Origin of the sequence: Streptomyces sp. NBC_01304, from assembly GCF_035975855.1 — a bacterium.
Classification (GTDB): domain Bacteria; phylum Actinomycetota; class Actinomycetes; order Streptomycetales; family Streptomycetaceae; genus Streptomyces.
Genome location: NZ_CP109055.1, coordinates 1,250,271 through 1,262,399 on the forward strand (window position 1 = coordinate 1,250,271; position 12,129 = coordinate 1,262,399).

At 71.3% G+C, this 12,129-nt stretch carries 11 protein-coding genes; 5 read left to right on the forward strand and 6 right to left on the reverse strand.

The features are described from left to right. Nucleotides 1-18: 18 nt before the first annotated feature. The 5 genes from OG430_RS05445 to OG430_RS05465 all read right to left on the reverse strand — a co-directional run bounded on the left by OG430_RS05445 (nt 19) and on the right by OG430_RS05465 (nt 6,296). The gene (locus OG430_RS05445) at nt 19-972 is read right to left on the reverse strand and encodes an isopenicillin N synthase family dioxygenase (RefSeq protein WP_327351259.1); all 954 of its coding nucleotides are present in this window, start codon (nt 970-972) and stop codon (nt 19-21) included. A 69-nt stretch (nt 973-1,041) separates the two neighbouring features. Continuing rightward, on the reverse strand, nt 1,042-1,608 hold the full coding sequence (locus OG430_RS05450) for a hypothetical protein (RefSeq protein WP_327351260.1): 567 nt from the start codon (nt 1,606-1,608) through the stop codon (nt 1,042-1,044). A 66-nt stretch (nt 1,609-1,674) separates the two neighbouring features. Further along, the gene (locus OG430_RS05455) at nt 1,675-2,397 is read right to left on the reverse strand and encodes a transcriptional regulator (protein WP_327351261.1); all 723 of its coding nucleotides are present in this window, start codon (nt 2,395-2,397) and stop codon (nt 1,675-1,677) included. A gap of 353 nt (nt 2,398-2,750) precedes the next feature. Further along, nucleotides 2,751-3,191 carry a subtilase-type protease inhibitor gene (locus OG430_RS05460; RefSeq protein ID WP_327351262.1) on the reverse strand — a complete coding sequence of 147 codons (441 nt, stop codon included), beginning with the start codon at nt 3,189-3,191 and terminating at the stop codon, nt 2,751-2,753. A gap of 384 nt (nt 3,192-3,575) precedes the next feature. After that, nucleotides 3,576-6,296: an NACHT domain-containing protein gene (locus OG430_RS05465; RefSeq protein WP_327351263.1), complete on the reverse strand. Its 2,721-nt coding sequence runs from the start codon at nt 6,294-6,296 to the stop codon at nt 3,576-3,578. A 182-nt stretch (nt 6,297-6,478) separates the two neighbouring features. On the opposite strand from OG430_RS05465, the gene OG430_RS05470 reads away from it, so the two are divergent. From OG430_RS05470 to OG430_RS05485, 4 genes are all read left to right on the forward strand, one after another. Further along, a complete protein-coding gene (locus tag OG430_RS05470; protein ID WP_327351264.1) occupies nt 6,479-7,171 on the forward strand; it encodes a hypothetical protein in 693 nt (230 codons plus the stop codon). A 52-nt stretch (nt 7,172-7,223) separates the two neighbouring features. Continuing rightward, a complete protein-coding gene (locus tag OG430_RS05475; protein WP_327351265.1) occupies nt 7,224-8,237 on the forward strand; it encodes a WD40 repeat domain-containing protein in 1,014 nt (337 codons plus the stop codon). A 117-nt stretch (nt 8,238-8,354) separates the two neighbouring features. Beyond that, nucleotides 8,355-9,449, forward strand: a complete 1,095-nt coding sequence (locus OG430_RS05480; RefSeq protein ID WP_327351266.1) for a hypothetical protein — start codon at nt 8,355-8,357, stop codon at nt 9,447-9,449. An 83-nt stretch (nt 9,450-9,532) separates the two neighbouring features. After that, nucleotides 9,533-10,093, forward strand: a complete 561-nt coding sequence (locus tag OG430_RS05485) for a dihydrofolate reductase family protein (RefSeq protein ID WP_327351267.1) — start codon at nt 9,533-9,535, stop codon at nt 10,091-10,093. Between the two features lie 103 nt (nt 10,094-10,196). Here OG430_RS05485 and OG430_RS05490 read toward each other — a convergent pair whose 3' ends face one another. Next, entirely contained in the window at nt 10,197-11,189 is a 993-nt protein-coding gene (locus OG430_RS05490) for an EamA family transporter (protein ID WP_327351268.1), read from the reverse strand. Nucleotides 11,190-11,257: 68 nt separating this feature from the next. Between OG430_RS05490 and OG430_RS05495 the strand changes: the two genes are divergently transcribed. Continuing rightward, nucleotides 11,258-12,118 (forward strand): LysR family transcriptional regulator, encoded by an 861-nt coding sequence (locus OG430_RS05495; protein WP_327351269.1) that lies wholly within the window; start codon nt 11,258-11,260, stop codon nt 12,116-12,118. The last annotated feature ends 11 nt before the right edge of the window (nt 12,119-12,129 follow it).

Consider the following 12,129-nt stretch of genomic DNA (forward strand, 5'->3'; position numbering starts at 1 on the left):
ACCAGAGGGGGGACACCCCTAGGACGAGGTGATCGCGTCGAGCTGTCCCCGCAGATACGTGTGGGAGTCGAGGCCGCGCACCGAGGTGCCCGGATCGCACTCGTAGAAGTAGACGAGGGACATCAGCTCCTCGGCCGGCGCGTCGGACGGCGGCGGCAGCACGCGGTGGCGGCCCGAGCTCCACCGTTCGCCGCTCCAACGCGCCATCAGATCACCGATGTTCACGGTGAAGGCGTCCGGGTCGAACGGTGCGTCCTCCCAGCCCCCGTCGTCGGTGAAGACCTGCAGCCCGCCCTTGCCGCGCTGCCGGTCGAGGACCGTGACGGTCCCGAAGTCGGTGTGCGGGCCGATCCGGAACTGTCCGGCGAGCGGCGGGCCGACCCGCTCCGTGCCCGGATACCAGTTGATGTTGAACCCCCACGTGGGGTGCCCGGTGTGCCGGGTGAAGAAGTCCTCGTCCTCACCGAGGGCGACGCCGAGGAGTTCCAGGAGCCGGTCGGAGAGGCTGCGCATCTGCGTCAGATACGTCTCCACCAGATCCTTGAGTTCCGGCGCCTCCCCCGGCCAGGCGTTGGGCAGGAACCACTCGGCGTCCACGGCAGGATTCCCGGTCGGCTCGTCGGCGGCGAAGGACAGGGATTCCTTCAGGTCCGGCGGGGTCTCGGTGCCCTCCGCATAGCCGTTGGCCTCGGCGCCCGGGCCCAGCCAGCCACGGCCGCCGACCTTGACCGCGTACGCGTCCTTGGCCGGGGCCGGGAGGTGGAAGAAGCCGCGGGCCACGTCCCGGATGCGGGCCCGCAGCTCCGGGTCGACGCCGTGGCCGCGCACCAGCAGGAATCCGGCGCTCCGCAGGGCTCGGTCGACGGTCTGGGCGATGGCCGCGCGAGCGGCGCGGTCGCCGGAGAGCCATGCGCTCAGGTCGATGGTGGGGATGCGCGATTCGGCGCCGGGGGCGGGGGGCTGTGTGGTCACCTTTCCAACCTATCCACGGCTCACCGTGGGTAGTCCGGTCCTGTCCGTGCCCCGCCGCGGGTCCGCCGGTCAGCGGACGGTCGCGCCCAGGTAGTCGAGGGCGGCGAGGGCGAATCCGGGTGCCGTGTCCGGGCACTGCCAGCGGGCCAGGAGCTCCGGCCCGGAGAGCTTCGCGGGTTCGGCTTCCTCGTCGTCGAGTTCGTCCAGGTATCCCTCGGGGAGCAGGTCTTCCGGAAGCAGGTCGTCGAGGGCCGCCTCCAGCGGGGCGGCCAGCACGTCGAGGGTGGCGGGAAGGTGCTCGAGGAGCTCGTCCACGTCGGCCTCGTACGGATGCCAGTCGTGCGCGCAGGCCCGGCCGTCCTCGCCGCCGCGCGCGACTGCGCTCAGCGCGTCGACTACCTCGTCCTCGACTCCCGCACCCGGCTCGCCGAACGCCACATAGGGGGTGAGCATCAGCGCGCCCAGCGTCCAGAACAGCAGCGGCTCCCCTGCGGGCCGCGCCGCCACCGCCGCGAGCCGGCGGACGCAGTCGCGCACCGTCTCGTCCTTGTCTCCGGCGTGGTAGCCGTGGCGGAGTTCGTCCCAATCGCCGAACAGCGGGCGCCAGTTGTCGGGCACGGGGATGGCTGTCGGCATGGCTACGGGGTCCCTTCCCGGGGTGCGGTGTCCGAGGCCATTCGATCACGAGGGCCAGAGGAGTCCTCAGGCGAGTTCGGCGAGGGTGTCCCAGAACAGCGCCTCGTAGCCCTGCAGCAGTCGCCCCTGGCGCAGCGCGGCGGCCTCGTCGAGATGGCCGCCGTCCAGGGCCTCCTGGACGGCGGCCGCGCCCTGCTCGTCGAGGTCGGGGGCCGGCTGGGCGAAGAAGTCGAAGAAGGCGCAGGCCTCGTCGGCGAAGCCGTAGTGCGTACGCAGCCCCGTCGCGATCGCCGCACAAGAGCCGCCCCATGCGGCGAAGTTGGCGGTCAGGGCGAGCACTGCGCCGGCCGGTTCGCTGTTCAGGGCGAGCCAGGCGACGTACGAGGGGTAGGCCTGGCAGCCGGGCCGCGGCTCGTAGGTCGCGCGGGCGGTGTCGTCGAGACCGCAGCCGGCGGCCAGGGCGTCCAGATGGCGTGCGGCGATCGTCTCGCCCTCCGCGAGGGCGGCGAAGAAGGCAGCGGCCGCGGTGCGGTCCTGGGCGAGGGAGCGTTGCGCGAGGTGGGCGAAGGCGCGTTGGTCGGCGGCGATGATGTGCCGCTGCTCCAGCGCGAGGGCACAGAGTGCGGCGCGGTTCGCCGTGCCTGCGGAGAGCTGTGGCACGAGCCGGTTCTCCGTGGCGGACGGGGCGAGTTCGGTGCGGATCGCGTCGAGCACTTCCTGCGCCGTACGTGTCGAACCTGCCGTAGGTGCCGTACCTGTCGTAGGTGTGGTGCGTGTCGTGCGTGCCATCGCGGCGGCCCCTTCAACGTCGTGCCCCAGTAGGGGCGGCCCCCCGCCGGAGCCAGGTTCCCATGCGGCGTCGGCACGGATCTGCCGCGGCGCCCGGGCGGCGTTTTCCGGCTTCGGCGATTCGGCCACGGTGCGGACCGCGCGCCGGGCGTCCTGCCTGCACCGCTCGCCCCACACGCGGCGCATGAGGTGGGGCCGGGCCGCCCGCACGTCCGGGAGTCAGCGGACGCGGGGAGGCCACGGCCCCGCGATGGCGGTCCGGGTGACCGGCGCCATCTCTTCGCTGCCCTCCCCCACGAAGGGCCGGCGAATCGGAGGGCGCGCCGGAGGCTGCGCCCAGGTCGAGGTCGGCGTCAGAAGCTGAGCGCCGCGCTGTCGGTCAGGGCGGCCCGCATCTCGCAGGGGTTGGCGAAGGTGGTGGTCCAGGCGACGCGTCTGCCCTGCCACACGCCGTCGGCGGTGAGGTGGACCGGGTTCCACTCCTTGGTGCACAGGGCGTGCGGCGCGGGCGCGGCCAGGTCGTCGAACTGCCCTTCCGCCAGCGTGAGTTCGGCGCAGGCCGCCTCCGCCGCGGGGTGGGTGCCGCCCGCGCGGGGCGCACAGGTCAACGTGACGGCGCGCTCGACGGTGGCCGTGGCGGGGTCGTCGCCCTGGCCGACGGCGAGGACCAGGTCGGACGGGGCGTAGAGCCCGGTGGGCCGGGGCGTCTGGGCCTGGGCGGTGGCGGTGCTCGCGGCCAGCAGGCAGCCGGCCACGGTGGCGGCGGTGCCGATGGTCTTCACTATGCGGCGCATGGTGTTGCCTCTCCTTCGATGCGGGTGCTCATCCGTGCCTGCCGGGCGCGTACGGCGGCGCTTGTGGCGCCTGCCGGGCGCGCTCGGCGGTCGTTGCGGACTGGAGTCTTGCCCCTGCGGAGAGTGAGTGCCAATCGATGGTCGATTACCGGACGCGACTGTCCGATGCTCGGACCCGGAGCGGGCGATCACCCCGCCCGGCCAGCGGCTGCGCACCCGAGTCTTGACGTCCAACATATGGACGATGTGCGGTAGTTCAAGCGAACACCACTGCCTGACCTGCGATTACTCAGATCGACTTTCCGCTTGCGACGGCCCGCATCGACCGGAAAGCGTCGCTGGTCCACTGGCCACTCGCCACCCGCCACTCGTCCGCCCGTCCGTTCAGACGGCGCCCAGGCGTTCGTGCACGATGTCCACCGACTGCGGCAGCCGGGCGGCACCGGAGAGCGCGACACCCTCCGGCACACGGATGGTGCGCAGGGAAGGCGGCAGCTGGATCGTGCTGAGGTCGATGTGTGCGTGGAGCGTCTCGATGGTGAGCTCCTGCAGGCGGGGGAACATGCTCAGCCAGCCCCAGGTGCGGCCCATGTCGGCCTCGACCCACAGGTGCGTGAGGGGCTCTCTGCGGCAGGCGTTGACGAAGTCCGCAACGGTGAATTCGCCGGAGACCTTGATCCGCGAGCGCCCGCCGAAGTCCCGCAGCGTCTCCAGCTCGCGCAGCTTCGACACGGTGAAGTAGAGGTCGTCCTCCACCAAGTGCGCGATCACTTCCTCGCCGTACAGGCCGGTGTCGTATCTGCTCCATGCCTGGGCGAGTTCCGTGCGCACGCGCAGGTCCGGGTGGTCGCGATACTGGACCAACACGTCGATCGAGGCGTCGGTCCCGATCCGGGTGGCCGAAAGCACCGTGAAATAGGCTTCGTCGGCCACGGCCTGATAGGCATCCAGCATGGCTTGCTTCCTGGCACGCTCCGCAGGAGGGTCGACGCTCTCCGGTCGGCTCGGGTGGGGCGGCAGCACGCGGGGCCCGGGCAGCAGGTCGAGGACGACCGCCCCCACCGAGACCAGCGCACGGGCCTGGTCCGCCGAACGCGGCGGGATCAGCGCGGCGGCCCTGTCCTGCACTTCGGCCCGCACCGAGGGGTTCAATTCGGTTGCGTGCTCCAGGCAGGCGGCGGCGAGGAGATGGAGCCGGTTCAGTCCCTGCGGCGAGGTGTCCTTGCGGCTGACGAGGCCGGTGAGCAGGCGGGTCCGTTCGGTGGGCCGCGCGTGTGCGACGGCCATTCTGATGACGTCCTCCCACTGGTCCAGATGGGCATTGGCGATGAGGAAGTCGAAATCGAGGTCCTCGACCGCCGCTTTGGCCCCCAGGTAGTCCTGGAAGGTGCGGTGAATGAAGTCCATGGATTCCGGACTCGGCTCCCGGAGCAGACCGCTGCGGACGAGCAGATGCTGGTACACCTCCTGAGGCGTGCCCTGCTCGAAGACCCTGGGCATCGACGGCAGGACGCGTCGCAGGAGTTCCACGGCATCGGTGCGGTTCATCTCGGAACGGCCGTTGCGGATCATCCAATAGGCCAGCTTCTGGATCAGCTGGATGTGCTCGGCCTCGCTGATCTGGATCGGCCCGGACTTGTCCACGCCCCGCTCGCGGTCGCGCCGGAAGAGCAGCATGGACAGCGCCGCGTCGTAGATCTCCTTGCGGCCCTCCGGAAGATAGCCACGACGGTCCTGGTGCAGTGCGCAGATCAGGCCGCACATCAACGGGTTGGTGGCGAGTTTGCTCAGGTCCTGCTTGGCCCGGACGGTCCGCAGGAGCTCCGTGGCGTACTGGTCGCTCAGGCCGGCCGCCCGGTGCCAACGCTTGATGAACTCGGCGATGTTGTCCTGCTGCATGGGCGCGAGGTCCAGCTCGGCGAAGTCGTCCTCCGTCAACCAGCGTTCGCGTACGGCCGACGGCCTGGAGGTGACGAGCCACCGATTGCCCGGGTAGGCGCTGAGGAGTTCCTGGAGCCACCGGCGGGCATCGTTGCGGTCACCGGCCGGAACCTCGTCGATGCCGTCGATCAGGACCAGCCCACGGCCCGCCTGCAGCACTCTGTCGATCCAGCCGGGAGGCTGCATACCGGCGATGGGGCAGTCCACCGCGGACAGAAACCCGTCCGGGGCGGGGAGCGCGGCGCCACTGCGGGTGAGCGTGCGCAACGGCAGCACGAAGGGCACAAGTCCGTAGAGGTACAGCAGGTGTTCGTCGACGGACTTCTTCGCGGTGGAGACCGCCAGCCACTGCACGAGGGTGGTCTTGCCCGAGCCGGCAACACCCCTCAAGAGGACGCGATTGCGGCCGGCGAGCACGTGATCGGCCGAGACGAGCGTGGTCATCGCGTTCAGCGCGTCTCCGACCACGTCCAGGCTGAGGTAGGCCACATCGAGCCGCCAGTTCTCCGGCGCCCCCGACAGGTCGAGGCCGAAGATGCTCAGCTTGCCGTGCTTGTCCGCGATGTAGCGCGCATAGCGCTCTTCGAAGGGGCCGTCCGCCGGAGACGGTTCCCGGGCGACCAGGGAGTCGATCTTTCGCTTCAACTCCTCGATGTTGCGGCTCTGTTGGAGCAGGGTGCGCGGTACGAAGGTGGACCGCTGGGTGAAGAAGTGCAGGATGTGCAGGCATGCGGTGTCCACCACACGGGCGTGCAGCGCGATGGCGTCGCCGGACAGGCCGAGGGTGGCGGTTCTGTTCTGGGCCCGCAGGTGCTGCGAGAGCTCGAGATGGCCCAGGCGTACGGCTTGTACGTCTTCCATGTCGAGCGTCCCCAAGGAGCGCAGGGAATCCGCGACGGCATGGATGACGGCCTGCTTCTCGAACGACGGCAGCAGTTCCTCGAGCCCCGTCGAGTGGGCCGCACGCCTGACCAGCTCGTAGGCGATCTTCTGCAGGTCCTTGTCGTTGAGCGTCCGCTTCTCGCCCTGGAAGGACACGAGCCGGGAGACGCGGATCGGCTCGTCGACCAGGTCGGCTCCGGCGCCCTCGCACAGGAACAGCTTTCTGACCAAGGGGGCCACGATGCTCGACGCCAGCCGAGCACCGATCACGGCGGGTTCCATCAGCTCTCCGAGGTGTGCGTACGGCGCGATTGACCAGCCCTTCCGGCCAGGCTAGGGAGGAGCGCGTGAGGCGATGACCAATGTTCCGATTCCGCCACTTTGCCGGGGAGCCCGATGCGAACATGGTCGATTCCTCACGCTCGGCGCGCCCGACAGCGGTGCCGGCACAGGGAGGGAACGCGATGAGCCAAGACGCCCTGGTGGGGCTGGGAGCCGCCCTGTGCGGTGGGGCGTTGGTCTCCCTGGTGACGTTTCTCGGGAACCGGGAGAAGCTCAGGGCCGAGACGGCCAAGCTGCGGGCCGAGGCGGACCGGGTGCGTGCGGAGACCGCGACGTTGGCCGGGGGCAGCGTGAGCGGAGGCCAGCAGACGGAGATCGCCGGCTGGCGGCGGCGCGGCAGCAGGCCCGACGACTACCAGATGACGATCGACCGGACCGTCGCACACAGCGGCAGCGGGAGCGCGTGCGTCGAGGCGCAGGTGGACGCGCGGGGATTCGGCACCTTGATGCAGAGCGTCAGCTCGGTGACGATGCGCGGTCGGCGCATCCGCATGTCGGCCTTCGTCAGGACCCAGGACGTCAGGTGGGCCGCGCTGTGGATGCGGGTGGACGGCACCGAGCACATCTCCTCCGCCTTCGACAACATGGCCGATCGCCCCATCACGGGCACGACCGACTGGCGCGAGTACAGCACCGTCCTCGACGTCGCCGCCGACAGCCTCGAAGTCGCGTTCGGCGTGATTCTGGCGGGGCGCGGGAAGGTCTGGGTGGACGGCTTCCGCTTCGAGACCGTGGGGAGCGAAGTGCCCACCACCGACACCCTCGGCGGGACACTCCTGCTTCCCGAGCCATGGAATCTCGACTTCGAGGAATGATTCGAGGAATGAGAGGAGCGGCGGTGTCAGTGCGGACCACTACTCTCGCCGCATGTCTGACGCACGGCTCCTGCTGAGCAGCCCCATACCGTCCGAGAACCCGGTCTCCGACCTCACGGTGGTCGACACGGGCCACGGCCCGCTGGTGGTGTGCGCCGACTTCTACGGGGCCGCGTGGACCTGGGATCCGCTGCGGGACGTCTGGCAGAAGCGGCCGTTGACGTACGCCTTCACCGGGGACCCGCTCGCCGCGCAGTACCCCGACGCCGAGAACGAGATCGACAAGGTGGCCGCGACCGTCGTCGACGGGCGGGTGGTCCTCGCGGCCGGCGATGACGAACAGGCGCCCGCGCTCTGGGACTTGGCGAGCGGCGAGCTGCTGCGCGGGACGACCTACGGCCAGCCGTACAGTGGGGCGGTGACCACCGTGCGCGGCGCGGGCCCGGCGCGTTTCGTGACCGGCTCGCAGTACGTGGGTCTGCTCCAGGTGTGGGACGCCTCGGGCCGCACTCCCCCGCAGGAACTGCCCTGCGAGCAGTACGACATCACCGCCCTGGCCTCGGCGTGGGTCGAGGGCCGCTCGCTGCTCGCGGTCGGCGGCGACAGCGTGGACGTGTGGGATCTGTCCCGGAGCGAGCAACTGGCGTCGTTCTGCCCGTACGACGACGGGATCTGGGCCGTCTCCGTGGCCGCCCGTCCGGGCCGGTCCCGCCCGTTGGTGACCGCGGCCGGCGGGCCCGGGGAGCTGTACGTATGGGAGTTGCCCGAGGACGGCGACCAGGACGGCGACCCGCTGCACGAGCCGCTCACCGGCCACGAGGACAGCATCCTCGCCATGGACACCGCGACCGTCGCCGACCGGCTCCTCGCGGTCACGGCCGGCAAGGACGAGACCGTACGCCTGTGGGACCTGGCCGCCGGCGAGGCCGTCGGCGCCCCGCTGACCGGACACCACAGCAGCGTCGAGACGGTGTGCACCACCGTGCTCGAAGGCCGCGAAGTGGCCCTGAGCGGGGGCCGGGACGGCGTCGTCCGCGTCTGGGACCTGGCCGCCGCTCTGTCGTAGCGGGCGAGCCCGGACCGCTTACGGGGTGCGGGCCACCACTTCTTGTCGGGTTGGTATGTACCTGCCATTCTGACGGAGCCCCCCACGGCCGTTGCTCCTCCCTTCATGGAGGTACCTGTGCGCCACAGACTTCTCGCCGTGCTCGGGCTCCTGGTCTCCCTGCTCGTCCCGTACGCCCCGGCCGCCGCGGCGGCGGCCGAACCCGGCGCCGCCACCACACCCCAGGTCTACGGGGCGTGGCACTGCAGCGACGACGCCTGCATCTGGGGACGGGTGCGTACGGTGGCCGAGTTCGACTCGATGAATCACTGGCTCGTCGACCGGGGCGACGGCCGGCCGTCCGTCAATCTGGTCGTCCTCAGCTTCGTGGAACCGCAGAAGCTGCTGCACCGTACGAACGACGCCACCACGGTGAACGGCGTCCCCAAGGGCATGAACCGCGACATCGTGCAGTACTTCACCTCGCGCGGGGTGCGCGTGATGCTCTCCGTCGGCGGCATCACGTACACCGACGAATGGGACGCGGCCCTGGCCGAGAATGCCACCCAACTCGGCCTGAACGCCGCCGCAGTGGCGAGCGATCTCGGTGTCGGCATCGAGATCGACTACGAGCAGAACACCAACCCGAACCTGGCCGGGCTGCAGTCCTTCATCACGGCCTACCGCTCCGTGCACGCCTACGACGCGACCGGCGCCAAGCCCGCCGCCCGGCTCACCATCGACACGGCCGCGGGCGACCGCTGGCTGATCGGCATCAACCGCAAGGCGACCGCCGACTGGCTGCGTACCGACACACCGGTCCTCGACTACGCCAACGCCATGGTGCCCGCCCGCCAGCCGTCCACCAGCAACGCGATCGCCAACTGGCAGGAACACGTGGACGGCAAGCCGCAGTACTCACCGCCGGTGCCGCCGCTCGCGCCCGCCAAGTTCACCGGCGGGCTCTACATCGGGTACGGCAACTCGCCCATGCCCGAGTGCAACAACTTCGCGGGCTCCCTGCAGAAATCGACAGGTTCGTTCGTGCAGAGCGTCGCGCCGAAGGGGGCGGGGACCAGCTCCGGGATGCTCGGATACATGTTCTGGGCCGCCGAGAAGCCGTCCTCGCGAGGGCTCGGCACCCAGCCGCCGAACACCTGCGAGGGCGGGGTCGGCGCGGGAGCGACCGCGTACGGGGTGCCGCTGCCGATGCCGCCGTTGCGGCAGAGTTGAGAGCCTGGGGTGGCCGTCGACGAGTTCCGGCGCGACGCGCGGTCCACACTGGCGACCACCCCCGACGACCCCCAGGAGCGGCCATGGGCAAGGTCCTGTACTCGATGATGGTGTCGCTGGACGGCTGCATCGAGGACCGCGACGGCAGCATCGAGTTCTCCGCGCCGGATCCCGAAGTGCACCGGATGGCCAACCAGCAGGCCCATGAGGCCTCGGCGATGCTGTTCGGGCGGCGGATGTACGAGGCGATGGAGGAGCCCTGGACGGCGGCCGCCCGCAAGGACGATCTGCCCGAGGTGGAGGCGGAGTTCGCGCGGATCTACCTGGCGACGCCGAGGTTCGTCTTCTCCGACACCCTGCGCGAGGTTCCGGCGGGCGTCCAACTGGTGCGCAGCGACGAGGCGGTGGCCACGGTGGAGCGCCTCAAGCGGGACTCCGAGGGCGATCTGGATCTGGGCGGGGCGGGGCTCGCCGCTTCGCTGCTCGACCTGGTCGACGAGTTCCGGCTCTATGTGATGCCGGTCCTGGTGGGCGGCGGCAAGCCGTACTACCCGGTCGGCGCCGGGCAGTTGAGGCTGCGCCTGGCCGAGCAGCGGTCCTTCGCTTCGGGCGCCGTGTATCTGCGGTACGAGCGCGAGGGCTGAGCGGGCAGCCGCGGTGGGCGGGTCCTGGCCGAGCGAGAAGCCGCGGTGGGCGGGGCCTGGCCCTGGTGGGATCCGGCCCGCCCGGCGCGGCCGCCGCTCCGGTTCACCGCTTGGTCATGCGCACCGCACCCACGCTCGCCGTGACCACCAGCGCGATCGCCGCGCACTGCGTCAGCGACAGCCCCTGGTCGAGGATCAGATAGCCCGCCAGGGCGGCCAGGGCGGGCGACAGGCTCGCAAGGACTGCGAAGGTCGCCGCGGGCAGCCGGCGCAGGGCGAGCAGCTCCAAGGTGTACGGCACGCCCGAGGACATCACCGCGATGGCCAGGCCGAGGACGAGCACCCCTGGTTCCAGCAGGGCCGCGCCCGCGGAGCCGATGCCCAACGGCAGGCTGACCAGCGCGGCGACGGCCATCGCGATCGCGAGACCGTCCAGGCGGGGGAAGCGGGCGCCCGCACGGCCGCCCTGCACGATGTACGCCGCCCACATCGCCCCGGCGGCAAGGGCGAACGCCACGCCCACGAGGTCGAGTTCACCGAAGCCGTCGCCGCCGCTGCCGAGCAGATAGACCCCGGCGAGGGCGAGCGCGGCCCAGAGCAGGCTGGCGGGGCGGCGCGAGACGACGACGGACAGGAGCAGCGGCCCGAGCACTTCGATCGTGACCGCCGCGCCGAGCGGGATCCGGTCGAGGGCCTGGTAGAAGAGGATGTTCATGCCGCCGAGGGCAAGGCCGTACCCACAGGCCACCGCCCAGTCGCCGCGCGAGTAGCCGCGCAGCCGTGGCCGCACGACGACGAGCAGCAGCACCGCGGCCAGCGTCACCCGCAGCGCCACCGTGCCGAACGCCCCGGCCCGCGGGAACAGCAGCGCGGCGAAGGCCGACCCGAACTGGACGGACACCGCCCCGGCGAGCACCAGGCCGACGCCGCCGAGGGTGCCGCGCCCCGGGGCGTGCCGTTGGACGAGCGGCGCGGCCTCGGTCGACGCGGAGGCCGAGGCCGACGCGGGTGCGGCGGAAGCGGCGGAAGCAGGCACGGTGGCGGCGGCCGAAGCGGCCGGCCCCGCGGTTGAGCCGTGCACCGGGGTGGATGTCATGCCCTCACGGTAGGAAGCTCCGGGCCACGTGTGAAATGCCGGTCCCCGCGCGGTTATGCTTTTGAGGCATGACCATCGAGCTGCGGCATCTGCGCGCCTTCCTCGCCATCGCCGAGGAGGGCAACGTCACCCGGGCCGCGACCCGCCTGCACGTGGGCCAGCCCGCGCTCTCGCGCACCCTGCGCCAGCTCGAAAGCCATCTGGGCGCGCGTCTCGTCGACCGCTCCACCCACCACCTGGAGCTGACCGCCGAGGGCCGTACCTTCCGCGAGAAGGCCGCCGCCGCGCTCGCCGCCGTCGAGACCGCCCTGGACCCCGACGGACTGCGCAGCTGGCCGCTGCGCCTGGGCCACACCTGGGCGGCGCTCGGCGACCACACGATCCCGTTGCTGCGCCGCTGGGACGAGACCCATCCGGGCACCCCGCTGGAGCTCCTTCGCATCGACGACCGCGCGGCGGGCCTCACCCAGGGCAAGGTCGACGCGGCCCTGCTGCGCGGCGCGGTCACCTCGGCGGGGCTTCGTACGGAGCTGCTCCTGATGGAGGAGCGCATGGTGGTCGTGCCGACGGACAGCCCGCTGGCGGCGCTTCCCCGGGTCACCCTGGCGGACCTCGCCGCGTATCCGATCGCCCTCAACACCGTCTCCGGCACGACGACGCCGGCCCTGTGGCCGCCGACGGCCCGCCCCACCTCGACCATCGAGGTCACCAACACCGACGAGTGGCTGATGGCGATCGCCGCGGGCCGCGCCGTGGGGGTCACGACCTCGGCCACCGCGAGCAACCACGCGCACCCCTCCCTGGTCTACCGCCCGCTCGCGGACGCCCCCACCGTGCCAGTGGTCCTGGCCTGGCGCGACGGGCTCGGGCACCCGGCGATCGCGGACCTGGTGGCGCTCGCCCACGAGGTGATCGCCAAGGCGCCGTAAGGCGCGAGGCC